This window comes from Bartonella taylorii (genome assembly GCF_023920105.1).
Taxonomy (GTDB): Bacteria; Pseudomonadota; Alphaproteobacteria; order Rhizobiales; family Rhizobiaceae; genus Bartonella; species Bartonella taylorii.
This window is the reverse complement of sequence record NZ_CP083693.1, coordinates 398,187-422,656: the sequence shown is the minus strand read 5'-3', so window position 1 is coordinate 422,656 and position 24,470 is coordinate 398,187. Positions and strand designations below refer to the sequence as shown.

20 protein-coding genes, 1 tRNA gene, 1 other RNA gene and 1 pseudogene are annotated in these 24,470 nt (G+C 37.3%); 6 read left to right on the top strand and 17 right to left on the bottom strand.

The genetic code is table 11. The features are described 5' to 3' along the window. Window positions 1-7 precede the first annotated feature (7 nt). The 8 genes from LBE40_RS01715 to ettA form a co-directional block, all read right to left on the bottom strand. Window positions 8-1,750, bottom strand: coding sequence for a peptidoglycan D,D-transpeptidase FtsI family protein (locus LBE40_RS01715; RefSeq protein WP_004859491.1), 1,743 nt, complete (start codon window positions 1,748-1,750; stop codon window positions 8-10). After that, window positions 1,750-2,154, bottom strand: coding sequence for a cell division protein FtsL (ftsL, locus tag LBE40_RS01710; RefSeq protein ID WP_004859494.1), 405 nt, complete (start codon window positions 2,152-2,154; stop codon window positions 1,750-1,752). The genes LBE40_RS01715 and ftsL overlap by 1 nt, the downstream gene beginning before the upstream one ends. Beyond that, window positions 2,151-3,149, bottom strand: a complete 999-nt coding sequence (rsmH, locus tag LBE40_RS01705; protein ID WP_196792893.1) for a 16S rRNA (cytosine(1402)-N(4))-methyltransferase RsmH — start codon at window positions 3,147-3,149, stop codon at window positions 2,151-2,153. Before rsmH ends, ftsL begins: the two co-directional genes overlap by 4 nt. A gap of 266 nt (window positions 3,150-3,415) precedes the next feature. Continuing rightward, window positions 3,416-3,806, bottom strand: an RNA gene (rnpB, locus tag LBE40_RS01700) — RNase P RNA component class A. Between the two features lie 86 nt (window positions 3,807-3,892). After that, a complete protein-coding gene (locus tag LBE40_RS01695; RefSeq protein ID WP_004859502.1) occupies window positions 3,893-4,402 on the bottom strand; it encodes a lytic transglycosylase domain-containing protein in 510 nt (169 codons plus the stop codon). A gap of 957 nt (window positions 4,403-5,359) precedes the next feature. Then, window positions 5,360-5,734, bottom strand: a complete 375-nt coding sequence (locus LBE40_RS01690) for a hypothetical protein (protein ID WP_004859505.1) — start codon at window positions 5,732-5,734, stop codon at window positions 5,360-5,362. Window positions 5,735-7,225: 1,491 nt separating this feature from the next. Continuing rightward, window positions 7,226-8,164, bottom strand: a complete 939-nt coding sequence (locus LBE40_RS01685) for an ArsR family transcriptional regulator (RefSeq protein ID WP_004859506.1) — start codon at window positions 8,162-8,164, stop codon at window positions 7,226-7,228. 431 nt (window positions 8,165-8,595) lie between these two features. Further along, window positions 8,596-10,245, bottom strand: coding sequence for an energy-dependent translational throttle protein EttA (ettA, locus tag LBE40_RS01680; RefSeq protein WP_004859509.1), 1,650 nt, complete (start codon window positions 10,243-10,245; stop codon window positions 8,596-8,598). Window positions 10,246-10,399: 154 nt separating this feature from the next. Between ettA and LBE40_RS01675 the strand changes: the two genes are divergently transcribed. Both LBE40_RS01675 and pncA read left to right on the top strand, forming a co-directional pair. Then, window positions 10,400-10,933, top strand: a complete 534-nt coding sequence (locus tag LBE40_RS01675; RefSeq protein ID WP_004859510.1) for a hypothetical protein — start codon at window positions 10,400-10,402, stop codon at window positions 10,931-10,933. Window positions 10,934-10,971: 38 nt separating this feature from the next. After that, the gene (gene pncA, locus LBE40_RS01670) at window positions 10,972-11,580 is read left to right on the top strand and encodes a bifunctional nicotinamidase/pyrazinamidase (protein ID WP_004859514.1); all 609 of its coding nucleotides are present in this window, start codon (window positions 10,972-10,974) and stop codon (window positions 11,578-11,580) included. Window positions 11,581-11,628: 48 nt separating this feature from the next. Here the strand turns inward: pncA and LBE40_RS01665 are convergent. Beyond that, window positions 11,629-12,682: pseudogene (locus LBE40_RS01665) on the bottom strand (DUF475 domain-containing protein). Window positions 12,683-13,065: 383 nt separating this feature from the next. Between LBE40_RS01665 and LBE40_RS01660 the strand changes: the two are divergent. Both LBE40_RS01660 and LBE40_RS01655 read left to right on the top strand, forming a co-directional pair. Then, window positions 13,066-13,605, top strand: coding sequence for a helix-turn-helix domain-containing protein (locus tag LBE40_RS01660; protein ID WP_004859520.1), 540 nt, complete (start codon window positions 13,066-13,068; stop codon window positions 13,603-13,605). A 417-nt stretch (window positions 13,606-14,022) separates the two neighbouring features. Further along, on the top strand, window positions 14,023-14,202 hold the full coding sequence (locus tag LBE40_RS01655) for a YegP family protein (RefSeq protein WP_004859522.1): 180 nt from the start codon (window positions 14,023-14,025) through the stop codon (window positions 14,200-14,202). Window positions 14,203-14,605: 403 nt separating this feature from the next. On the opposite strand, the gene LBE40_RS01650 is transcribed toward LBE40_RS01655, so the two are convergent. From LBE40_RS01650 to LBE40_RS01640, 3 genes are all read right to left on the bottom strand, one after another. Further along, window positions 14,606-14,818 (bottom strand): hypothetical protein, encoded by a 213-nt coding sequence (locus LBE40_RS01650; protein WP_004859530.1) that lies wholly within the window; start codon window positions 14,816-14,818, stop codon window positions 14,606-14,608. Between the two features lie 138 nt (window positions 14,819-14,956). Next, entirely contained in the window at window positions 14,957-15,271 is a 315-nt protein-coding gene (locus LBE40_RS01645; protein ID WP_004859536.1) for a hypothetical protein, read from the bottom strand. A gap of 64 nt (window positions 15,272-15,335) precedes the next feature. Continuing rightward, window positions 15,336-16,160, bottom strand: a complete 825-nt coding sequence (locus LBE40_RS01640; RefSeq protein ID WP_004859541.1) for a hypothetical protein — start codon at window positions 16,158-16,160, stop codon at window positions 15,336-15,338. 471 nt (window positions 16,161-16,631) lie between these two features. Here LBE40_RS01640 and LBE40_RS01635 point away from each other — a divergent pair, with 471 nt between their 5' ends. Next, window positions 16,632-16,946, top strand: coding sequence for a helix-turn-helix domain-containing protein (locus tag LBE40_RS01635; RefSeq protein WP_004859543.1), 315 nt, complete (start codon window positions 16,632-16,634; stop codon window positions 16,944-16,946). On the opposite strand, the gene LBE40_RS01630 is transcribed toward LBE40_RS01635, so the two are convergent. Together LBE40_RS01630 and LBE40_RS01625 are read right to left on the bottom strand one after the other, a co-directional pair. Further along, window positions 16,870-17,052, bottom strand: coding sequence for a hypothetical protein (locus LBE40_RS01630; RefSeq protein ID WP_004859545.1), 183 nt, complete (start codon window positions 17,050-17,052; stop codon window positions 16,870-16,872). The genes LBE40_RS01635 and LBE40_RS01630 overlap by 77 nt on opposite strands. Before the next feature lie 868 nt (window positions 17,053-17,920). Next, window positions 17,921-17,997: transfer RNA gene (locus LBE40_RS01625), tRNA-Ile, on the bottom strand. Between the two features lie 171 nt (window positions 17,998-18,168). Here LBE40_RS01625 and LBE40_RS01620 point away from each other — a divergent pair. Then, on the top strand, window positions 18,169-18,906 hold the full coding sequence (locus LBE40_RS01620; RefSeq protein WP_004859549.1) for an SIMPL domain-containing protein: 738 nt from the start codon (window positions 18,169-18,171) through the stop codon (window positions 18,904-18,906). Between the two features lie 39 nt (window positions 18,907-18,945). Here the strand turns inward: LBE40_RS01620 and LBE40_RS01615 are convergent, their stop codons facing one another. The 3 genes from LBE40_RS01615 to dnaG all read right to left on the bottom strand — a co-directional run bounded on the left by LBE40_RS01615 (window position 18,946) and on the right by dnaG (window position 24,367). Next, a complete protein-coding gene (locus tag LBE40_RS01615; RefSeq protein ID WP_040296968.1) occupies window positions 18,946-19,407 on the bottom strand; it encodes a YcgN family cysteine cluster protein in 462 nt (153 codons plus the stop codon). A gap of 662 nt (window positions 19,408-20,069) precedes the next feature. Beyond that, entirely contained in the window at window positions 20,070-22,082 is a 2,013-nt protein-coding gene (gene rpoD, locus LBE40_RS01610) for an RNA polymerase sigma factor RpoD (protein WP_004859555.1), read from the bottom strand. A gap of 347 nt (window positions 22,083-22,429) precedes the next feature. Further along, entirely contained in the window at window positions 22,430-24,367 is a 1,938-nt protein-coding gene (gene dnaG, locus LBE40_RS01605; RefSeq protein ID WP_004859557.1) for a DNA primase, read from the bottom strand. Window positions 24,368-24,470 lie beyond the last annotated feature (103 nt).

Below are 24,470 nucleotides of genomic sequence, written 5' to 3'. Positions count from 1 at the left end.
ATTAATTTTACCGTTGTTTAACGAAACTCGAACTGTTCTTTATGCTCAAAATAGGCTCGTACTCTTTTTCAAAATCTGGTTTTATTCCCAAAAAACTAGCTGAACGGCGAATAATGTTAGCAAGCATCGGCCCTGCATTCATTGCTGCTGTTGCTGAGCGCTGTCCATCTTCAGGCTGCGGTTCATCAATAATTGTTAAAACAACATAGGAAGGATTCTCAATAGGAAAAGCAGCAAGAAAACTATTGAAATTTTTTGTTTTAGAATATTTTCCATTTTCAACTTTTTCGGCTGTTCCTGTCTTACCACCAACGCGATAACCTTCTACCTTTGCATTACGTCCCGAACCAATATCACTGTTTAATTTATAAAGATAACGCATGTTTTGACTCGTTTTAGCCTGCAAAACTTGTTTTGCACGTTGCAACGCCTGTTCTTTTGTACGTTTTAAAAATGTAGGTTCAATCAACAAACCACCATTTACTAAAGCAGCAGCACCTACTGCTGTTTGCAAAGGCGTTGTTGCCATACCATGTCCAAAAGAGATCGTCATCGAATGGATATCTTTCCAATGAGGTGGCACAATAGGGTGTGCAACTTCAGGTAATTCCGTTGTCATTCGATCAAGTAAACCAAGTCGTTTCAAAAAATCACGATGTCCGTCAATTCCTATCGCCAATGCTTCCCTAGCAGAACCAATGTTAGAGGAATAAATGAAAACTTCCCATAGCGTTAAGAGACGATTTTTCCCATGAAAATCACGAATAAAATAATTTTGACTTGCTTTAATAGGTTGTGAAGCATCAATAACACTATTTAAATGAAAAAGACCTGAATCAAGTGCCATTGCGGTCGTAAAACTTTTAATAATAGATCCCATCTCAAAAGTTCCAGCAGTCATCCGATTTAAGCGATCACTTTTCAAAGCTTCAACAGGATTTCCAGGGTCAAAACCTGGTAGTGATACCATAGCCAGAACTTCATTCGTGTGGATATTTAAAATAACAGCTCCTGCCGCAATCGCTTTATAACGCTTCATTGCTTTCTTAAGCTCATCATGCACAATTGTCTGAACACGCACATCAATCGAAAGCTGAACTGACTTTAATGTTTCTTCAGTTGCAAGACCAGCTGCACGCAAGGCACTCAAACCAGCATCATCAATATATTTTTCCATCCCCGCTATGCCTTGATTATCAACATTCACCATGCCGAGAATATGCGAAACCACAGATCCACTCGGATAAAAACGACGGATTTCAGTACGAAACCCAATTCCAGGAATACCAAGAGCCATAATTTGCGTCTTCTGTATTGGCGTTAACCCACGCTGAATCCAAGAAAAACTAGACTTTCTTTTTAAGCGTTTATAAGTTTCTTGCCAATTGAGATCAGGCAAAACTGTTGAGAGCAATTCAATGGTTTCATCTACATCAATAATACGTCGTGGTTCAACAAAAAGCGAATAAGTTTTAATATCTGTTGCCAACAAACGACCATTACGATCAATAATATCGGGTCGTGCAGTCAATTGAAGAACACTAGGTCCTTTTGCTTCTTCAATCTGCCCACCTTGAAGCCCATAAGAAATAAGACAAGCTCCCATAACACCATATAAAATAAGAAAACAGAACAAAGAAAAAAGCAAGCGTGGTCGACTAGAATAGGAACGACGAGCAGGGAAGTTTTGAATATCTAGCGGATTCTTTAAACGCTTTTTCTTCTGCGAGAATAGAAAGTATGATTTCATCACCGCACGCCTTTTTGAACAATGCAGTTCTCCTGAGAAGCGTGATTATGCGCCAAAATATCCTTACCATCGTCCAAGATATTTTGTTTAATCACTTCTTCAATTGGATCGTGTACACGTACCGGAATATCCCCAAGCTCTACTACTTGTCGAGGCTGCATGATCTCTAAACCAAGCTCTTTTTGATAACGCTTCGCAAGTTTTTGCATTCGTGAAGGCTCTATCATCACAGCCCATTCAGCATGAAGCAAATTCACTGTATTTTTTGCTGCAGCAATTTCATGTTCAAGACGACGAACTTCGTTCATCCGCTTTTGAACATCATATTTCACCTTATAAGTAAGACCTGCCATACAAATCATAATCATCACTAAAATCATATCAAATGTACGAAAAACTGTCATTTTTTTCCGCCTTCAAAACTGGCAATCTCTGCTAAATCAAATAATTTCATATCTGAAACAAGACTCTCGGCCTCGGTACGTATCCCAATACGCAATCTCGCAGAGCGTGAACGAGGATTTTGCTGTAGCTCTTCTTTAGTTGCAGTGATCCCACCTTTAAACAAAGGAAAAAATGTTGCTGGAACTGTCTCTATTTCAGGAAGATAGCGCGATCTCATACGCTCTCCTGAACGAGCAGAAAAAAATCTTTTGACCATACGATCTTCAAGAGAATGAAAACTTACGACACCCAGACGGCCTCCTGCTTTTAAAACGCGTTCAGCAGCAAATAAGCCACGCGCAAGTTCACCAATTTCATCATTAACATAAATACGAAGAGCTTGGAATACACGCGTTGCAGGATGAATGCGATCTCCACTTTTACGGCCCACCAACTCCTCGATGGCATGAGCAAGATCACCTGTACGCAAAAAAGGTTGAACGTGGCGGCGCTTTTCAATCATCCGTGCAATTCGGCCCGCATAGCGTTCTTCCCCTAATATTTTAAAGATTCGCGCTAAATCATCACCTTTTAAACGATTGACAACATCTGCGGCAGTAAAACCATTCTGAGCCATTCGCATATCTAATGGGCCATCTTTTTGAAAAGAAAACCCCCTCTCAGCTTCATCAAGCTGCATTGAAGAAACACCAATATCCAAAATAACAGCATCTACCTTCTCTTTCACGACACTCTCTAACTGTGAAAACTCCATCTGCACTAAACGAAGTCGTGGAAAAAATTCATCAACAAGCAATTGCCCCTTTTCAATTGCATGAGGATCACGATCAAGAGCAATAACCTCTGCACCCGCGTTTAATAAAGCACGCGTATAACCACCAGCACCAAAGGTGCCATCAATGACTCTTGCCCCAACCAATGGCATAAGCCCAGCTAAAACTGGCTGCAATAACACTGGAATATGGCGTTCAGCTCTGTTACCCTGCTCTGTCAAAATAATCCGTCTTGATTTATGCCTTTTCAAATCAATAGCCATCAGTGGCAACTGATATCAGAATAACAAAAGCCTCAACTTTCATGTCTATCACAATGAAAGAACATAAAGCTAAAGTTAACCCTATTACACATCCTAACGCATTATACTTAAAAAAATGTTATATAATTAAAAAAACACGCTTGTTTAAATATAAACTTCAAACACGCGACTTCATGAGAAAAAAGCCCATGTGCAATGCCAGTGGTGTATGATATCAATCATAGAATATCAGTCGGCCTGTAAGCCGGGTTCTGTATGGTAAAGCTTACACTCTACGTGGCAACCATTCATCTGGGACGGATGTTACCATCCGCCTCATGCAACCCACCCAAATGACTCGCCCGGAAAACGGCTGCAAGCTAAGCCTTGCGCGTCATTTCTATTCGGTCTTGCTCCCGGTGGGGTTTACCTTGCCACATTCATTACTGAATGCGCGGTGGGCTCTTACCCCACCCTTTCACCCTTACCTATAAAAATAGGCGGTTTGCTTTCTGTGGCACTTTCCCTAGGGTCACCCCCGCCGGGTGTTACCCGGCACCGTTTTTCCATGGAGCCCGGACTTTCCTCACCTGCCGCCTTTAGGCATTGGACAAGCGCGGCTGCCCAGCCGACTGACGCACCATTTATAAAACATTTTTAGTCAAGTGAAAAGTGCACCCTCAAGATATTTTATAGCAAATACATCACTTGCAAGGTCATTTTTATTTTAATGAAGCCAGATAAGTTTTCACTTTTAAGCAATATTTCGCTGAAATGGAATTCATTTTTTTTGCAGCATGACCTGCATTATATTTAAGGATCGTGCCACACGTATTCCCACCACTGAGTTTATATGCCTGCGCCAAATAACGCATACCATATTCAAGATTTGTCGCAGGGTCGTAAAGATCTTGTACAGAACCATTAAAACCCAACCCTCGCGCTGTAGAGGGTTTAATTTGCATCAAGCCTATTTCGCCAGCAGCCCCCTTTGTATGCGCCTTATAATTACTTTCAACTCTTACAACAGCATGTGCTAAATTAACAGGAACATTATGCTTATTTGCGAATTTCTGAATAAGGGATTCATAAGGACGAGCAGAAATTCTAGAAGCAATAATCACTGAGCTTTTATTTGAGTCCGCAACATTTAAAATAGTACGAGCCAAACTTATATCAAACACAAAAAATACAGCAAACGCTGCACTTAAAAGGATCTTCACAAATTGCATTTTCTTTCTCTTCATTAAAACATTCTCAAAATCCTAGCCGGTATGGCTTTGCAGGCGTATTTTACAGAAAAAAAAAGCTAAAGAGCGGCTTGAAAATGAAAATATTAAGACAGTTTCAAGATAAATTTTTGCAAAAAAAGAAAAACTCTCAGCTTACTCATTATATATTTCTGTATCTCATAAAATATCGAAAAATAAAGAAACTATAATGAAGGTGTAAATGTGCAGAAAAAGTAATTAACTCTATCAATTACTGATAGAGCTACAGCACAGCCAACTTTTATCTTTTAGCAAATAAAAATAACATTTAAAAGCCTCTGCTATTTTTTATATGAGAGATTATTTAAACCTTTATTGAGATCAATTCCATAATCACAAAAAGCAACATAAACTAGAATATCCTCACTCAATGCCCTCGATACCGCAAAGATTCTACTAAAAATACAAACCGTTATCGACTCATTCCTTGACGGTAAACACCTACTGCAAAAACTTTATGCCAGAAAAACCATCTACAAAAGACAATCCCAAAGCCAATAATTGTGTATAAGAAGTTTACAAATATGCGCAAATACAACAGTCGCTAACCGTATGAAAAATTTAATAACTACTTCTATCCATTTTTGGAAAAATTCTATAAAGAGGCAGAAAAAACAACTTTAAGATCATCTGAACAAAAATTTATATTGCTCATCCCCATTTAAATATTTTGCCCACATACTATGATCTCATCAACCTCTCAAAATCCTATCCTTATCTTTAGGATATAGACAAAGAAACATTCTAAAAACTGCAGAAAAAAGCGGAAATTCAAGTGTTGTACCATTTTCTACCCTTAATAAGATCAAATAGAAAACGGATAGTAAAACTCTCCTACACGCTTTTCAAAACCTCACGAAAAGCTGGAAAAAAGATCCTTAAAGTCAACTGTAAATACACATTTTTTTAAAGAAATGACTAAAAATAAGCATCCGCAATGGAAGGACTAGAAATCGCTTTTAACATAGCCATAGCAACAGTATCACCCAACTTCCGTGCATGCTCATCACTTTGACCCCTCGCGGAAGCAGCAGCAACGGTATCTCGACGTACTTGCTCGATGAATTTCTTTTGTTGTTGAGGATTCATCTTAGAAAGCTTGTTTATAATATCTGGAAAAGACAACGCCAATCTTTCTAACAGCATCTCCTCTGTTACATCAACCTGCCGAGAAGAGAAAGAGCGCTTAAACAAAATTTGATAAACCACACCATTTCGAAAAATAAAGAGACTGGCCCCAAAAACCATGAACACAAACAAAATGAGAACACCACGACGCCAGCAAAACTGCATTATCTGCCCCTAAACATTATGACATACAAAGCACATCCCCACACACATTGTTCACCGAAGTACAGAACAAGTTTTAACTTATTAAAAACCCATAACAACCTAAACTTAATGTTCTTCAATTATACGCTTTATAAGGCCAATTGTATACTTTATACAGCCTTATAACACTTCATCAAACTTTAACACCGAATTCTAAAAAGCCTGACTGAGGAAATCCTCAGTCAGGCACGACAATCTAAGGGATCCACGCGGGGGGGGGGGGGAGGAGGTTCCCTGATCGTCTTCTCGCATCGACCGAAGCCGATGCAATATTCTTGCTATGAAACAAAATGTTTTAAACAACAAGAAATTCTTATCATCTTCCACGCAAAAAACATATAAAAAATTATAAATCGCTTAAAAGTGGAAAAATTTAGGCAAAAAATACTCAAAATGATCCAATTTGGAGCAATTTTATTTCAAGAAGAATCAAGAATCTATGATCATCATAATTTCATAATCATTTTTCCAGAAACTTCAGTACCACAAACATTTTAAATACAAGCGATTCATATAAACTTCCCCTATGAAAGAAAAAACGTATAAGAGCAGCAAGCACTTAATCAACAGTTCTCACCACAATAATCAAAATATGGATCTTTTAACCATTTAAGATTATATAAAATTAAAACCCCAAACGTAATTTATTCCGAATCATTCACTATCGGAAATTAAGGTTTCTACAGATTATTTTATAACCAGCAACAGACTCTAACCACTCTCATAAGTGACAAAGATTAGCAGAAATATTTTCCCCATCTCTACTGCTTAACTCTCTCACAAAATGATAAAATTGCAATTTCTGTATCCCAACATTACTATACTTCTCTCTCTGTTAAGGAGATAGTACCTTCGTTTTTCTATTCGCGTTCCTTTATGGAATCATATTCCTCACAAAAACTGCACACCATTGTACTGCCCATTCACACCTTTGCTTTAAAGAGACACCTTACTTTGCTTCCAATCCATCTTCCAGCACCATATTATATTTACCTGCTCCCCATGTTACCAACATGCTCTTGCATGTAGACAACTCATAAGAAGCATAATTTATTCCTTTCTCAAACGGTTTTTATTCATACTTTAATCCCTCTTGTGACATGCAAACAAACAATTCCTTCGATTCTGAATCAGTGGTTTGAAGTGAAAAAATATTCTTCTATTCAGAATTCTCATTCAAGTTGTAAAAAAAATAAATTACCATTACTAAGTAATACATTGATCAATTAACAAATACTGTACCAACATGCATTAAATGACTATTCAAACGACTTTTACTCTATAAGAATGCCTTTAGTTATACAGCCTACACACCCACATATTGAGCCACCAGTATCTAATGCACAAAACACAATACCAGTGCAAAAAGCAAAAATTCTTCAAAGACTTACTAAAATTTTACCTTTGCACTTTTAATTAAAAAAACAGAGAATAAAACACGTTAACATATAATTATGCAAACTCTAGTTCTTTGTCTTTGATATCATCTACCAGTAAACGCGAATCACGTGCAAGCCAAAGCGTAACCATTAGCCTCTCATTATTTTCATTTTGCATAGGAGCAAGACAAACCGTTTGTTCTAAAATAAGCCCCGCGTCTTTAAGCCATTGTTCTATTTGTGAGTCTGAAAACCCAAGATGCATATCTGCATGGTAAGAATATGAAGACTCCGCCGCATAGCGAACAAAGTCCACAATCAGTAAACGCCCATGAGGGCGCAAAACACGTGCCACCTCATTAAGAGCCATCTCAGGATTTTCAAGAAAATGTAAAGCCCAGTGAAGAATGACCAAATCAAAAGTTGTATCTCGAATAGAGAGATGCAAAACATCGCTATCAAGTACAACTTCAAATGCACGTGTATAAAGACTTGAAAATAATTTTAAGATAGGGTCTGGATCTATACCAATACCCAACATTGTATCAAATGGTTTATCGCCAACGATTTCAAGTAAAGCGCTTTCCACAACATGATCCGCAATATGGGAAAATCGAAATGCATCCCATTGCGCTTTATTTTGTAAAAAATATTTCTTTTCCTTTTTTCGGTGCTGCTTTTTAACCTCCACCAAACGCGCTAAATCGTGTACCAGCTTCACATCATGCTTTGACAAAGCTGAAAGAGCGGCCATTACAATATCTTTACCCCAACAACCACGACAAAGCTTAAAATAAATCCGATCTCCCGTCTGATAACGCTCAATCAACCGTGCCTCGTACAATAAACGTAAATGCCATAAAACACGCGATTGCGACTGAGCAAGGATAAAAGTAAAATCAGAAATCGTTAAATCTTCGTAGCACAAAAGTACAAGAACACGCAAACGACTTGTCTCTGCCATCGTTTTCAGGAGTACAATCATTGCATCCAAACTTACTATTTTTTTCATCATATTCCTTACTGCTCAGATAAGCATTTATTCCTATTAATAGAAAACCAAGCAGAAGGCATAGAGTTGCATCACTTCTATTTATATTGTTTTCTGACAAGCTGAACAACAAGCAACTCCAAAACTAACGGCCCCTTTATTCTCGTGATTCTAGAGAAAATATTGATACTGCAATCGCAAAACTGTGTACAAAAACTTACAACTCTCCCTTATAATTTTATAAGTACTGGGTGCTCATACACGTAACTGGCATATAAAGCATGATACATATCCCATGAAGAATATAATCAAAATTCTACATTCTTATTTCTATCTTATGAAATGCGATGAATAAAACTTTTCAACATGGTGCACGCACTCTCATTTAAAAATAAAGATAATATCAGACACCATCTTTATTTTCTCAATCCAATTATACAAAATATAAAATTCTAGCGTGTAAACGGCTTATAATTTACACGCTTAAGATTAAGAGATTCTGCGCCGAGACGGCGAACCTTATCAGCCTCATATTCGGCAAAATTACCTTCAAACCATTCCACATGACCATCACCTTCAAAGGCCAAAATATGCGTTGCCAATCGATCAAGAAACATACGATCGTGTGATATGATTACTGCACAACCAGCAAAATTTTCCAATGCATCTTCCAATGCACCCAAAGTTTCTGTATCAAGATCATTTGTAGGCTCGTCAAGAAGAAGAACATTGCCTCCTTCCTTTAAAAGTTTAGCCAAATGTACACGATTGCGTTGCCCTCCTGATAAATTCGCCACCTTCTGCTGTTGATCTGCACCCTTGAAATTAAACGCACCACAATAAGCACGACTATTCATCTCATATTTCCCCAACTTAATAATATCATTCCCACCAGAGATTTCTTCAAAAACGGTTTTATCGCCGGCCAACGAATCGCGATTCTGATCAACGTAACTCATGTGAACTGTTTCACCGATGCGTATTTGACCTGAATCCGGTGGTTCCTGTCCCGTCAACATTTTAAACAAGGTAGATTTTCCCATACCATTAGCACCAATGACTCCAACAATACCACCAGCAGGAAGTTTAAAAGAGAGATCATCAATTAACACACGCTCACCATATGCTTTAGAGAGATTCTCAACTTCAATGACAACCTGCCCTAATCTTTCTCCAATGGGAATAATGATTTGCGCCTCTCCAGGACAACGCTCACGTGCAGCCTGAACTAACTCATCATAGGCCTTAATTCGAGCCTTTGATTTTGCTTGCCGCCCTTTTGGGCTAGAAGCTATCCATTCTTGCTCACGTGACAATGCACGCTGACGAGCAGCCTCTTCACGACCTTCCTGAGCCAAACGCTTAGCTTTCGCCCCCAAATAAGCGGAATAATTCCCCTCATAAGGAATACCTTTACCGCGATCTAATTCTAAAATCCAACCCGTTACATTGTCGAGAAAATAACGATCATGCGTAATCAAAAGCACCGCACCAGAATATTCACGTAGATGCCTTTCAAGCCAAGCTGTAGTTTCAGCATCCAAATGGTTTGTCGGTTCATCCAAAAGCAATAAGTCGGGTTTTGACAAAAGTAATTTACAAAGAGCAACACGCCGCTTCTCACCTCCTGAAAGTTTTGCCACATCCTCATTTGCTGGTGGACAACCAAGAGCAGCCATAGCCATTTCCACTTGACTTTCTAAATCCCAAAGATTCTGGCTATCGATAATATCCTGAAGTCGTGCACTTTCATCAGCCGTTTCTTCACTATAATTCATCATTAACGCATTATAACGCTCGACAATGGCCTGCTTATCCGCAACACCTTCCATCACATTGCCGCGCACATTTTTACTTGCATCAAGAAGAGGTTCTTGCGGTAGATAACCACAACGTGCCCCTTCAGAAAGCCATGCCTCTCCTGTATATTCCTTATCTAGCCCAGCCATAATACGTAAAATGGTTGATTTACCTGCACCATTCGGTCCTAAAATACCGATCTTTGCATCTGGATAAAAAGACAAATGAATGTTCTCTAAAATTTTTTTATTGCCATAAACTTTATTAAGCCCAGCCATGTGATAGATAAATTGACGTGCCATAAATTTCTCTTTATATTGTGCGGTATTAAAGGTTAAAACTTTGAAAAAATTGCTTTTCTTAAACTACGCGATAAGCAGCGCTTGCGCTATATTAAAAGCTTCTCACTATATTGATACACTTTTTCTAATCTCACAAGCCCTATTACGGTTCTGAATGCAAAAAAACACCTCTTCGAAGAGAAAAAAGAAAATTTTTTTAGCTGTACCTGAAGCGTGTTATCAAACATCGCCTCTTTTTTTCCTACCAGATATAACAGTGTGTTTTTATCGTATTAAGCCGACTTACCAATGCAATAATGTATCACCCCAAAAAACAGTTCTCTATGCCCCCTCTTTTTTTGCTTTGTGGGCTTTACATTATGCAGTAAAAAACCCTTCCTTTTTTTCATCAATTTTGTGTTACGGGAAACAATGGACTTCACCCCTTGCATTGATGTGGCTTAAGTTACGCTTACAGAATGAACGCCGCCTTATGGGATCTGACGTCCCAAGCTTGAAGATCATGCAAGCTTTGCGCCATCACGTAGCGATTAATGACTACAGTGCACTTCCCATTGGTACATGGTTGCAATTTATAAAAAATTATAAAACAAATTGTAAAAACTTATCTACTCCTCTTTTTTGGCTTGATAATTATAAAAATAATACCAATATCCATGAGATTGTCTCAAAACTTCAAGCCTTTTAAAATACCATAAACGCAAGTCTCCTAACAGGAATATATTCATGGAAAAAAAAGCCTTAATCGTCATTGATGTGCAAAATGACTTCTTACCAGGTGGAGCACTTGCAGTACCACAAAGTGATACCATTTTACCGGCTGTCAATAATCTCATAGACCATTTTGATCATGTCATTTTAACCCAAGACTGGCATCCTAAAAACCATTGCAGCTTCGCTTCCTCCTATCCTGAAAAAATACCCTATGATACCGTCAACCTTGAGTACGGCCCTCAAATACTTTGGCCGGATCATTGCATACAAGGAACACAAGGAGCAGAGTTTCATACATCTCTCAGAGCTGAGAAAGCACAACTCATCCTTAGAAAAGGCTATAATCAAAAAATTGATAGCTATTCGGCCTTTTTTGAAAATGATCAAAAAACACCAACAGGCTTACAAGTTTATCTCAAAGAACATGGTTTTACTAAGCTCACCATGTGTGGCTTAGCAACCGATTTCTGTGTGGGATTTTCTGCACTTCACGCCATACAATGCGGCTTTAAAGTCAGCGTTTCATTAAACGCCTGTGCTGGTATTGATCTAAACGGATCACTTAATACAATGCTTAAAAATATGAACAAATCCGGTATAGAGCTCTTAATGTCCTCCTAAAATATCTTCTTTTATCCTGCTATTGCAACGCATAAAAAAATTTTAAATTCATTCAGACACAACATGCTTATTCAGATAGATGACCCTTAAAACGAAGAGAAGAATAAAATGCCATTCCAATAATAGAGACCCCCACTAGTCCTGTAAATACTTCAGGAATCGATATAATAGTTTGCAGATACATAATCACTGCAAGTACCAAAATTGCATAAAAAGCACCATGCTCCAAATAACGATAATGCAACAACATCCCTGATTCGACCAACATAATCGTCATAGAACGAACATAAAATGCACCTATGCCAAGACCAATTGCAATAATAAAAAGATTGTGTGAAAAAGCAAAAGCCCCAACAACGCCATCAAAAGAAAAACTAGCATCTAAAATTTCTAGATATAGAAATGCACCGGCTCCCCCTTTTGCAATCGTAGTTAACGATGTTTTTGGAGTATCCAAAAGCGAACTGACAACGTCGACACCTATAAACGTCAAAAGTCCATAAAGGCTAGCAAGTAAAAAAGTCATTTTATTTTCTGTTACAATCTGTTCTGAAAAGAACAATATCAAAGTCAAAACGATTGCAATATCAATACCACCAAGAGCCCCAAACTTTTGAGCAGATTTCTCTATAAAAGAAAGCCAATGCACGTCTTTTTCAGGATCAAAAAAATATTTCAAACCAACCATCATGAGGAAAGTTCCTCCAAAAGCCGCAATTCCCACATGAGAATCTGTTAAGATTGCGGCATATCGATGTGGTTCCCATATCGCTAATTTTACTGCCGAAATTGGATTAATCCCAACAGCAACGGCAACCACCAATAACGGAAAAACAATCCGCATCCCAAACACAGCCACCAAAATGCCCCATACCAAAAAACGACCGCGCCATAACGGATCCATTTTTCCAAGAATACGTGCATTAATAATGGAATTATCAAAAGATAAAGAAATTTCCAAAATTCCTAAAACACAGCAAATAAAAAAATATTTAAGAAAACCAGTAACACTTCCTGTTTCAAACCAACCAATAGCCCCTCCCATAAAAATGCCAACAATCGTGAAAAAAAAAGCCCATCTAAAATAGCCTAATAGGGCCATGATCATTCCTCAAAATTTATTTCTTTAATTCATCTTCTATGGTGCAGATTGAATATGATACAGAGCGGAAGATTATATCTATTAATTAACGCAAAAATATCTATTAATTAACGCAAAAATAGATAGAATCTACATGGCGAATCTATATGGAATTTCCTGCAGAAAAAACAAGAGAAGATTCGTTAATTCTATTTGAAATCTATATTAATCTTAAACAAGATGTCATACAATAAAGCCAAAAATCACTTTCTATCCATTAAAATTAAAAAAAATAAAGAGAAATAAAGTTATAAATGTTGACATTACATCATGAGATATTAATACATAGTGTGCCTTTATCGGTCAAAACCGATACCATGATGATTTACTGAGGGAGATAATTCGTGGCACGTCCTGAAACTGAGTCAAAAACTATATTTGGAAAACGTTTACGTTATGTACGCCTTGCTTTAGGGGATCCATCACGTGAAGCACTAGCTAAAAGTTTTAGCATGACAAAAAACTCCATCGCTTTTTATGAGCGTGGAGAAAGAGAACCTAATCTTAGTGTATTACAAACATATCGCACGCTGTACGGTGTCAATATTAATTGGCTTTTAACGGGACAGGGAAAAATGTTTGACAGCGAATATACAAAAGGTGACTTTGACTGGAACTATTTCATAAAAAAAATTGAGGGGCTTGAAGAGATTCTCGCAAGCAATGATCATGGTGAAAAATCAAATCAAGAAAAAATTGATAGCTCTTATGAAAAGTTGCAGCAATATTTGTCAAAACAAGGCTTCTCTAATAGCCTTACCCCAAAGGTTGCAACATCTCTGATTGATATGAAGGCAAAAATGGCCAATTCCTACACTCTTAGCTTGTTCATTGATTTGCTCATTCGAAGTGTATCGCAAAAAGAGATTATAGCTAATCAATAGATATCCTTATCACAAAGAATAACAAAATAAATGCAAACTTTATCAGCACGGAAAGAAACGCTTCTACTTTTCCTATGCTGGTAAAACCTGATGCATTTTATAAATTTTATTTCTATAATAAAATATTTGAGGCTATCTTATTAACAAAAACAAAAGAAGTTTCTAATAAAAATAGAAATATAACATAATTAAAATTACAAAAATAATTTTTATAGTATAAAATACCTATTTATGCATTATTGACAATAAATATTTTCTTGTTACAAGATACGGTTCTCATAGAAACTATTGTTTGAGATCAAAAAAATGAAGGGGAATATATTGACTACTCACTATAGAGACATACCTTAATTTTTATAGTCAAATTGGTTAAATATTTATCCTGCAAATTATCGGCTATTTTATGAGGTGGAAAGCATGTTTTTTGAGGTGTTTCAAGGAGTTCACAATCAATGGTACTGGCGTCTAATCTCAGGAGATGAACAAAAAATCGCTTTTTCTAGTAAAGGCTATCCAACGAAACAGGATATCCTGATAAATATTGAGCAAATAAAAGAAATTACGCATAAAGCACTTATTAAAGAACTACAACCCTAACGTTCTTTACTATTAATGAATTTTTTTACTTTGTATGGTTGGAATTTCACACCACATTTTGGTGATGAATAAAGGGAGCTTATTTTCCCTCAATAGAAGAGCTTTTTTGTAATTCCTAATATACAAAGTAACATTAAATAAAGCTTTTTACAAATGCTATTCCTGTCTTCAAACCGACAATTAAACTACTCTTGAATCTATCAACCAGCAAATTTCTCAAATCTTCTGTCTTTTCGTAATAGTAATAAACGTAATAGAACACATATAAATTATGAATATAATTTTCCGCCAGATACCTAATATTTTCTGTGTACATCTTTCTTTCTCTATTTTGGAGTCGGATCATCATAACAAATATGTCTGCGTCATACCTTCACAAAAAAATAGGCATCCTTCTTTCTTGCTACTTCCATACCTTTTTTATGCTGTTGGTTAAGGCTATTTTCCCATCATATACCTCATCCTCCCCAAAAAGCCTACTACCTCCAAAACTTTTTTCAGCAACATATACATCACTACAAATTTTTACATTGCCACTAACAACAACCTTCCCATAGACTTGAGTGCTTTCATAAACCATAACATTGGAGTAAACTGAAAAATTATCCAAAAACATAAGCTCACCACTAACTCATTCGTCACTTTCATATAGTGAAGGTTTACCTCTCCCGCTATCCTCAACCTCTTTAAGCACCGCTCTACAACGTTTCCAAAAATTTTTAATGCACAGATCGGATGCAAAATACGAATACAATCACTTTTTCGCGTCATCTTCAAATTTAATCGTTTCATGATGTTGCTTCATGACTTCCTCGTACTGTTTAATTTGTTTTTTCAGTTTTTCAATTGTTTGTTCACGTCTTTTAATCACCATGTTTTGCTCTCTAATTGCCCTATCTCGTTCTTCAGTTATTTTCATAGAATCCCTTAAAAACTCATACTTTATCTTTCTTGCCTCTTCTTTAAGGGCTTTAACCTGATCACAATAATAAAAAACCAACCGAAACATAATCCCACTAAAAAGCAAAACAACAAACACAGCTCCTAATAAAATTTCATTCAAACTCATTTTGATCTCCTTTAGTTGCTATTAAATCAATCATCTCGATCAATTTGTTTTATTTCGCCCTCCATCAAAAAAAGAAGACAAAACGACATATGCCAAGTACAAAAAATCGCACTCGGTACCCTTTATTTTCTCCATAAAAACACACTGACAAATGATGCAAAACAGCCCTATAAAAGCTGCAAAAATCCATACCTTCTCGCCAATTATTTGCACCGTATTTATTTACATAAAACATCAAGATAAAAACGATTTCAAACGATGCTAACAGCACAACAAACCCGATAGACGCCTTCCCCACATCGTTCTTTTTTACCTCTTTTATATCATGTAAAACGTAGCTACCTATGCGAATCTCATTATCATTGCAGCAATCTTCATAGCCACAAACCTCAGCATGACCGTAAACTTGTGCCTTCCCATGAATCGTTGCATAATCGCAAACTAAAGCGTTAACATAAGTTTTAGAATTTTTGGAAATCTCTACAGAGTTATAAACTTGGGCATTGCTATATACACGAACACCGCCGTCAACATGTACATTGCTACTAATCTTGAAATTACAGTAAATCTTTGTCTTTTCGTAAACATGTAGCCTACTGCGAACCTTTAAACTACCATATACTAGTGCATTTCTGTAAACACAAATGAAGCTCGAAACAGGCAATATACAATATATCTGTGCACTATCATAAATAATGCTATCATGAAAAATACGAGCATCGTTATAAACTATGACGTTAGCAAAAACACATTCATCTACGATACAGCATCTACCACTCGTATTAGATTCTACCCAACAATCACCTTCGTGACCGAGGACACCTTCATACTCTATAAAATCATCATGATCACTTTTTTTGATGTTTCCAAAGTCTCTTAACACGCGCATATACCGTCTAACAGTAACCTAATCTATTAAAACAAAAGGAAAACAAACGTTCTTCGTCCATAAATTTGTATTTTTTCTAACAGCCATACCCCCTTACCCTTAAAGCTGTGAAGCCTCGCTATATCCGCACATCATCTTAACGCGGAAATTTCTTACAAATGCCAATGTTGGGGTATATCTTGATTTATAATGGCGCTGCGTATACTATCAGTGACATTTCATAAACACACCAAGTGTATTTCCGTCTCTGGTTATACGCGTCCACTCTGTCACAATCGTGGAACTAAGCAACCATTTTTTATTGATTCGAATCTGAAAGTGTATGCGGACATTTTGTTATTAGTAAAAAACAACTCTATACCCTTCATAAGCGAAAAGCTACGCATGGATATTTTGACGCTCCTTGTATCATATATTCTGGATTCGCAGTGCAATATTAACGCTATAGCGTAAATGTGTAAAGGTCTAAAAATGAAAAAGACTGAAAAAGATTGGTTCCAACGCTTAATTGAATTGATAAAAAGTGATGGACGCACAATGATTGAAATAAGCAAAGCCGCAGGCTGTGGACAAAACTACGTACAACAAATGATAAACGGGGGGAAAAGACCCTCTGTAGACAAACTTATGGCTATTCTTAACACACTCGGAAATGCTAGCGCCATATATGTAATAACTGGTTTTAACATCTCCGATGAAGATTTAAAACTCATAGCTTTGATTTCGTCTGGAGATAAAAAGAAGATTGAAGCTTTAAGTATTCTGTTGACTGATCAGCATTTGTAAAGCTTTCTACTATTTTCAATATCTCTTTCTTTTGAGCTGTAGATAAAGCCTCCCATTTCACGATAATATCAGATAAAGTAACCTCAAATTTTTCGTCATTCTTCATAGCTATACTCCATGTAGTCAAACTATATAACGCCAAAGCGTTTATGCATACCACATACCTTAGAAAAAATATTTGCAATAGGTAGTATGGAAGTAGTTGTATACAAACTTGTTTTATAAAATCAGATGAAATTCTGTTGATTATGTACCATGACGAAACAAAAACCATCACACGGTCCAGACCTTTTTATGAAAAAACTGGTATTATCACTTTTATCAATAACGCTCATAATGTTACGCAGATCTTGCGATTCGAACCAGTAACTAATCGACGTGAAAATACCTCTAAAGACGTTGCTGAACTTTACGTGAGAGAATACAAAAAAGCTTATTTTGAAAGAAAAATATATCACAATTTTATTCTACACAGCACTATCTATGTTTTTAAACGATATCACAAAGCAAGAACATAACAATGCAATAATGTATAGTTCTTATGAACAGCAGCGCTACCTATAACTCTGTAACATGCCTTTCAAAGAAAGGCGCCTTCTCTGTGAAAGCATCCTTGAAATACCGGCAGAGAGATCTATCATGAACAAAAATCGAAATACTTAAAAAGATACAATGGGTCAAGTCCTAATAATGTCCGAACATAAGTTGCGCAAACATTTACCAAAAGAAGAAGGGATTTTCAGCTTGTAAAAAGAAAACATCTGAAACATCTATGAACCACATTCTTTTGTAAAAGCTTGCATCGTGATAGTGCAGTTTGGATCATCCCAAAAGACGTAAATGTCGTAGATGAAAATCTTTTTGGCTATTTAAAATAGAACAATCAAAAAGCTTTCTAATAAAAAGAAAGAAAAATCAGAAGAACAAATGAGATAGAATCCAAAAACTTCTATGTAACTATTTATTTTACTTAATGGTGGGCCCGGAGGGACTCGAACCCCCAACCAAGCGGTTATGAGCCGCTGGCTCTAACCAATTGAGCTACAGGCCCCACAAAGGTTGCTTTTCTCTAAACTAAAATGCTCTATGATACAAGAGCCTACCTAAGTTATAATCTATCTTTTTTTCTTTTCTATCGGTTTTTTTTCCCAGTGCCCTAATTTCTTTACAAGAACTTCCAAAAATGAGAAAGTAGTGAACTAACAAATATAAAGGAATAGATATGATAAAGACAATTTTCCAACCGTTGAATCATTATAGAGTTAAAACAGTTATTATAGCACTCGCATTGCTAACCAGCTCACTCCCCATACACGCTGGAGAAAGCAAAATGAAAAACGCAACTATTAGAGTTACAGCAACTGGCGAAAGCCAAGCAACACCGGATATGGCAATTATCAACTTAGCCGTTGTTACATATGACAAAACTGCCCAAAAAGCATTAGCAGCCAATAATAAATCTATGAATGATATTGTAAACGCTTTTAAAAACAATGGCATCCAAGCAAATGATTTACAAACATCGGGCTTGTCCATTTATCAATCTAACCTCGACAAACATCACGAAAAAAAGAACACCGAAAGACTGTATCATGTTTCAAATTCTTTAACAGTGCGTATTCGTGATCTTGCCAATGCTGGTAAAATATTTGATCAAGCAATGGCGCTCGGTGTCAACTCAGTTAATGGCATTACTTTTACCAACGCCGATACAAAGCCATTTTATCAAGAAGCACGTAAAAAAGCTATCACTGAAGCCATTGAAAAAGCTGAAACTATAGCACAAGCAGCAAATTTAAAATTAGGAAAAATCATCGAAATCAATGAAAATAATGATAATTATTATCCAAGCCCGCGCCTTATGAGCAGTGCATCCCGTGCAAGCTACGCTGATACAAATTTTTCAGGAGGTGAATTGGGTTATAATGTCAGTGTTACTGTAGTGTTTGCTATAGACTAAATCATACGATCTCATCAGTTATTGCGCAAAACAATCATATCACTGACCCTCACAAAGAAGACCAGTGATATGATGGAGATAAGCTTCTTCAGACGATAATTCATCTTCATAAATTTCTATCTGTCCACGCGCAGAAAATTTTGTTTGATGCACCGTCTGCCAATCTCCTGACACCAGTGGATGCCACCATGGAAGGTCTTTTCCCTCATTAATGAGCCGATAAGCACAACTTTCTGGAAGCCAACGAGCTGTTTTAACAGTTGCAACATCCAACGATATACAGTTTGGAACAATTGATTTACGATGAACATAGTCCTGACACTGACAAGTTTTCCCATCTAAAAGACGACAAGCGACACTGGTTGCATAGATATCACCAGTATCATCATCTTCTACTTTGTGCAAACAACAACACCCACAGCCATCACAGAGGCTCTCCCACTCAGCAATGGAAATTTCTTCTAGTTTTTTTACTTTCCAAAAAGGAATTTCTCTACACATAAAATCAACCATATTTTTTGAAATAAAAAAAACTCTCAAAATGTAGTTCTTATAATTTCATCGATTTTGTTTCTTTAAAAACATTACATTCACAACGTTTCCTCAAAACAATCTTTTTAAAATCAATTCAATAAAGCTGTACTCCATCTTTAGAAAACATCTCATATGAATGTACCAAAACCTCCATTATGAACAAACACAAAAAACAATAAAACGCGCAATTTCAAATATTTTATAATCTAAAACAATAACATAATCTGAATGGAAACTTAAACTCCCACAGCTCTACATAAATCGCTTGTGTGAATGCTTCCGTAGTGCAAGAAAAAAACACTTTTGTTATCAAAAAGTTGATCAACCCCAATATAAATCGCTTTTAAAATATCACATCTCTTAATAAACTTGCTGCTACGCGCAAGATAATGCTTTAGATATCGTTCATTTGAGAAATTGCCGCATAATTTTATGCCATATATTTGTCGTTTTTTAGAGAGTAGAATAGATATCAAAGCTAAGAGAAACGCTACATCGTAGATTCTACAGAGATTACTCAACACCTGCCCTGCACTGTTCCCAAAAAATTTTTTAAGAACTACATAATATACCTTCCCCTCACATGCATCATGAAAAGATACATCTTTGAAAATGTAAAAATCCCCTTATTAAGAATCGAGAAAACTACGCAATTTACGTGAACGGCTAGGATGCTTCAATTTACGAAGTGCCTTTGCTTCAATCTGACGAATACGCTCCCGCGTAACTGAAAATTGTTGACCAACCTCCTCCAACGTATGATCAGTATTCATCCCTATACCAAAACGCATTCGCAAAACACGTTCTTCACGTGGTGTTAATGAAGCAAGGACGCGAGTCGTCGTATCCCGCAGATTAGCCTGAATAGCTGCATCAATCGGCAATAATGCATTCCTATCCTCAATAAAATCACCCAAATGGGAATCATCTTCATCACCAACCGGTGTCTCAAGTGAAATAGGTTCTTTTGCAATTTTAAGGACCTTACGCACTTTTTCTAACGGCATAGAAAGCTTGCTAGATAATTCTTCTGGTGTGGGTTCACGTCCAATTTCATGTAAGATCTGGCGGGATGTACGAACAATTTTATTAATTGTTTCAATCATATGCACGGGGATACGAATAGTACGAGCCTGATCAGCAATTGAGCGCGTAATCGCCTGACGAATCCACCATGTCGCATAAGTTGAAAACTTATACCCACGCCGATATTCAAACTTATCCACAGCCTTCATTAAACCAATGTTGCCTTCTTGGATAAGATCAAGAAACTGCAAACCACGATTAGTATATTTTTTTGCAATTGAAATCACGAGACGCAGATTAGCTTCCACCATTTCTTTTTTAGCAATTGTCGATTCGCGCTCACCTTTCTGCACCTGCGTAACAATCCGACGAAATTCTCCAATCGAAATGGCAGTTTCTTGCGCAAGATTTTGTATTTCGCTACGCAAACGTTGAATTTCTTTTGCTTCACGCATTGAAAATTCTTGCCAACCAGGACTTGGCAAAGTTGCAATATAATTCATCCAATCGGCATCCAATTCACGACCTTGATATTCTTTTAAAAAATCCTCATGACCAATGCCATAACTGTTGGCAATCCGTTTCAGTTTACCTTCATTATGAATCAACCTCTTATTAATATCATAAAGCTGTTCAACCAAAGATTCGATACGATTTTGATTCAAAGAGAGGGATTTCACTGCCTGAATCAACTCACTCTTTAATTGAATGTATTTTTTCTTCTGAGAAGGCGAAAGAGCGCCCTCTTTACGCTCTGCCAAACTGCTCTCAACGTGCTGATCTTGTAATTTTCGCAATTTTACATAGGTTTGAGCAATAAAATCCAATGTTTCCATGACTTGAGGACACAGCTCGTTTTCCATTGCAGCAAGTGATAAATTAACCTCGTCCTCGTCTTCTTCATCATCCTCAATGCCTCTATCACCTGTAATCTCCTCCATATTGCGCATACTAGAAGATGTGTTTTCCTCTTTTATCTTATCAATTTCACTTCGTTCAACAAGTGGAGCTTGCTTAGCTTCTGGACCAGCATAGGTCATTTCAAGATCAATAATTTCACGAAGAAGAATACGCTGCTCTTTTAATTCTTCACGCCAAATAATGAGGGCCTGAAAAGTCAAAGGACTCTCACAAAGTCCCGCGATCATTGTTTCGCGTCCTGCCTCAATACGCTTAGCAATAGCAATTTCGCCTTCCCGCGAAAGCAATTCAACAGCTCCCATCTCACGTAAATACATACGCACTGGATCATCAGTACGATCTGTTACCTCACGCTTATTAGTTGTCGTTGCAATTGCATGGCTAGAAGCCTCTACTAAATCGCCACCCTCTACCGTAACTTCTTCTTCATAATGTTCAGACTCGACTTCATCTTCATCGTCCACAACATTAATACCCATCTCGGAGAGCATCGCTAAGATATCTTCAATTTGTTCAGATGTAACCTCGTCGGAAGGAAGAACTGCATTTAGTTCATCCATCGTCACATAACCATTTTTTTTGGCGAGTTTAATCATTTTCTTGATGGCATCATCAGAAAAATCAAGAAGAGGACTATCCAAACTCGCTTGGCTTATTACTTCTACATCATCTTTCTGTTTAACCTTTGTTGCCATAACATAACTCCACTTGATCACTATGCGGCTTCTACGTGATCAACTTTTTTGTGTTCTCACCTAACGAATTCAACAGTTTCTCATATATACTTCCTCTGAGAGAAGATTACTATTGTTATTGGAAAGAATACATTTCGTACACGTCCTTCATTCACACAAAAACGCGGGAAAACTCCAGAAGTTTCCCCGACACCTCTCAGCTTTTCTGAGATAATCTCTGCAGCATATAGTAAGAACCAGTTTCCCGCTTTTCCAAAAATTCAATCGTCATTCTTTATAAAAATGTCGCTCTACATAAACTTCCTCATCTTAAGCCTTAGGTGACTGATTCGCATAAAAAAAGCGAATCATTTTATCGTATCTTGCTTATTCCCGTCTATTTTTTCATCCAACCAACTTCCAAATCCTTCAATTAACGCTTCTACCGCTTGCATCTGCTCCAGTTCACTTTTTATCTCACGGAGCAAATCGAAAACCTCGCTATTAGGATTTTCTATGAGTTGTTCTTCAATATCTTGTAGTCTTTTATGTAGGTGGTGTTCTTGAAGATGCAAGTAGATGGCCTGTTTTAATATAGCACGAGCATCTTCTATAGGAGCTCCGACAAAAACAGCACGCATACCAATATTTTGCACAAGACGTTTCATACGCTCTAACAGAGCTTTTTGCCCTTTTCCTTCCAAAAGCGCAACCATTGTCTCCTTATCATGAAGCTGCTGGTTTCCAAGAATTTCCAGCATGGATCGATGAAAGCACACTAATTGAGAGTTTTGTAACTCCAACTCAGCAAGAACTTCAAAATTTTCATACCATAGCTCAGGATAGTAAGCTAAAATCAATAAAATAACGGCCTCACGCACAGGGATAGATTGCGAAGAATTGCGTACGATATCGGAATTTGCCAAAATAGAAAAAGACCGATCTTTAAATATCCTATTTGGGGAAGGCTGATAATATTGCTCTGCGGCTTTTTTTTTCGAAAACGAGGGACGAAAAAAATCAAAAAGTCGTTTCTTTATATCCTGCAAATAATAACGGCGTATATCTTCATCCTTAATCGTAAAAATTTGCTGTTTCAGCTGTTTTTCTAACGCCGCTCGTGCCTCTGGAGTTTCAAAATTCTTTCCATAAGTAGCGTGCCACCACAAAAGCTCAATCAGCGGAATTGCTTTTTGCAAAAAGGAAGAAAAAAGTTGTGCACCACCGGTAGAAATAATTTCATCCGGATCTTTACCTTGTGGCAACAAAACAAAGCGTACAGAAACCCCAGCTTTTAAAAGGGGCAGCACACGATCAGCAACACGAAAGGCAGCTTTTAAACCAGCGTTATCTCCATCAAAACACAAAATGGGATCACTCCCCATCTGCCATAAAAGCGCAATTTGCGCTTCGGTTAGTGCTGTCCCCAAAGGTGCTACCACTCCTTCAAAACCAGCTTTAGTCAACGCAATCACATCCATATACCCCTCTACAACAAGGAGTGAATGGATTTTTTCATCACCAACAAAGCGGCTATTTTTGCGAGCAGCTGCTGCATTATAAAGCATATTTCCTTTATGAAACAGCACTGTTTCAGGGCTATTGAGATATTTAGCCGGCGTATCTTTCTCTAATGCACGCCCTCCAAAAGCCACCACACGCCCACGTAAATCTTCAATAGGAAACATAATACGATTTCTAAATCGATCATAGGAAACGGTATCATTTGCACCCGCTTTGAGAAGCCCGCAATCTTCCATTTGTTTTATTGAAATACCGCGCGTGCTTAAAGCTTCTTTCAAAGCTGTACGCCTCATAGGAGCAAAACCAATCCGAAAACGCTCTGCGAGTTTTGACGTGACACCACGCGCTTCAAGATAACGACGCGCCTGCATACCTTCTTTACTGCGTAAACTGTGTTGAAAAAAATCCGTAGCTATTCTCATAACATCATAAAGATCAGCCTTTTCAATTTGACGTTTATGACTTTGTGGATCAAAAAGAGGTAATCTTATCCCAGCAAAATCAGCCAAACGCTCTACACTTTCTGAAAAGTGCAAGCCATCAAGCTCACAAAGAAAAGTAAAAATATCACCACTTACACCACAGCCAAAACAATAATAGCGGCCTTTACGATCATCACAATGAAAACTTGGAGTTTTTTCGCCATGAAATGGACAACAACACCAAAAGTCTCCTCGCGAAGGCTTACTTTTTCGAGGGTCAAAGACCACCCTTTGACCAATAACTGTTGAAATTGGTAATTTGGTGCGGAGCTCATCAAGGAAATCAGGCGAAAAGCGCATTATCTCTCACAGAGTTTTAAAATTCTTTTTTGCATATTTAACGACTTTAGAGCATAATTCCAACACTTCCTTTTAAGCGATTGAAAAATTTTAAAGGTTCAAC

What these genes read in the sequence shown, in the direction of transcription:
- ettA (WP_004859509.1), bottom strand. Translation starts at nt 10,245, where the DNA reads ATGGCACGTCAATTTATCTATCACATGGCTGGGCTTAATAAAGTTTAT.
- LBE40_RS01635 (WP_004859543.1), top strand. Translation starts at nt 16,632, where the DNA reads ATGAAAAAGACTGAAAAAGATTGGTTCCAACGCTTAATTGAATTGATA.
- LBE40_RS01695 (WP_004859502.1), bottom strand. Translation starts at nt 4,402, where the DNA reads ATGCAATTTGTGAAGATCCTTTTAAGTGCAGCGTTTGCTGTATTTTTT.
- LBE40_RS01675 (WP_004859510.1), top strand. Translation starts at nt 10,400, where the DNA reads ATGCAAAAAAACACCTCTTCGAAGAGAAAAAAGAAAATTTTTTTAGCT.
- LBE40_RS01615 (WP_040296968.1), bottom strand. Translation starts at nt 19,407, where the DNA reads ATGTGTAGAGAAATTCCTTTTTGGAAAGTAAAAAAACTAGAAGAAATT.
- LBE40_RS01690 (WP_004859505.1), bottom strand. Translation starts at nt 5,734, where the DNA reads ATGCAGTTTTGCTGGCGTCGTGGTGTTCTCATTTTGTTTGTGTTCATG.
- ftsL (WP_004859494.1), bottom strand. Translation starts at nt 2,154, where the DNA reads ATGACAGTTTTTCGTACATTTGATATGATTTTAGTGATGATTATGATT.
- LBE40_RS01640 (WP_004859541.1), bottom strand. Translation starts at nt 16,160, where the DNA reads ATGCGCGTGTTAAGAGACTTTGGAAACATCAAAAAAAGTGATCATGAT.
- pncA (WP_004859514.1), top strand. Translation starts at nt 10,972, where the DNA reads ATGGAAAAAAAAGCCTTAATCGTCATTGATGTGCAAAATGACTTCTTA.
- LBE40_RS01645 (WP_004859536.1), bottom strand. Translation starts at nt 15,271, where the DNA reads ATGAGTTTGAATGAAATTTTATTAGGAGCTGTGTTTGTTGTTTTGCTT.
- rpoD (WP_004859555.1), bottom strand. Translation starts at nt 22,082, where the DNA reads ATGGCAACAAAGGTTAAACAGAAAGATGATGTAGAAGTAATAAGCCAA.
- LBE40_RS01650 (WP_004859530.1), bottom strand. Translation starts at nt 14,818, where the DNA reads ATGTTTTTGGATAATTTTTCAGTTTACTCCAATGTTATGGTTTATGAA.
- LBE40_RS01655 (WP_004859522.1), top strand. Translation starts at nt 14,023, where the DNA reads ATGTTTTTTGAGGTGTTTCAAGGAGTTCACAATCAATGGTACTGGCGT.
- LBE40_RS01715 (WP_004859491.1), bottom strand. Translation starts at nt 1,750, where the DNA reads ATGAAATCATACTTTCTATTCTCGCAGAAGAAAAAGCGTTTAAAGAAT.
- LBE40_RS01630 (WP_004859545.1), bottom strand. Translation starts at nt 17,052, where the DNA reads ATGAAGAATGACGAAAAATTTGAGGTTACTTTATCTGATATTATCGTG.
- LBE40_RS01685 (WP_004859506.1), bottom strand. Translation starts at nt 8,164, where the DNA reads ATGAAAAAAATAGTAAGTTTGGATGCAATGATTGTACTCCTGAAAACG.
- LBE40_RS01620 (WP_004859549.1), top strand. Translation starts at nt 18,169, where the DNA reads ATGATAAAGACAATTTTCCAACCGTTGAATCATTATAGAGTTAAAACA.
- dnaG (WP_004859557.1), bottom strand. Translation starts at nt 24,367, where the DNA reads ATGCGCTTTTCGCCTGATTTCCTTGATGAGCTCCGCACCAAATTACCA.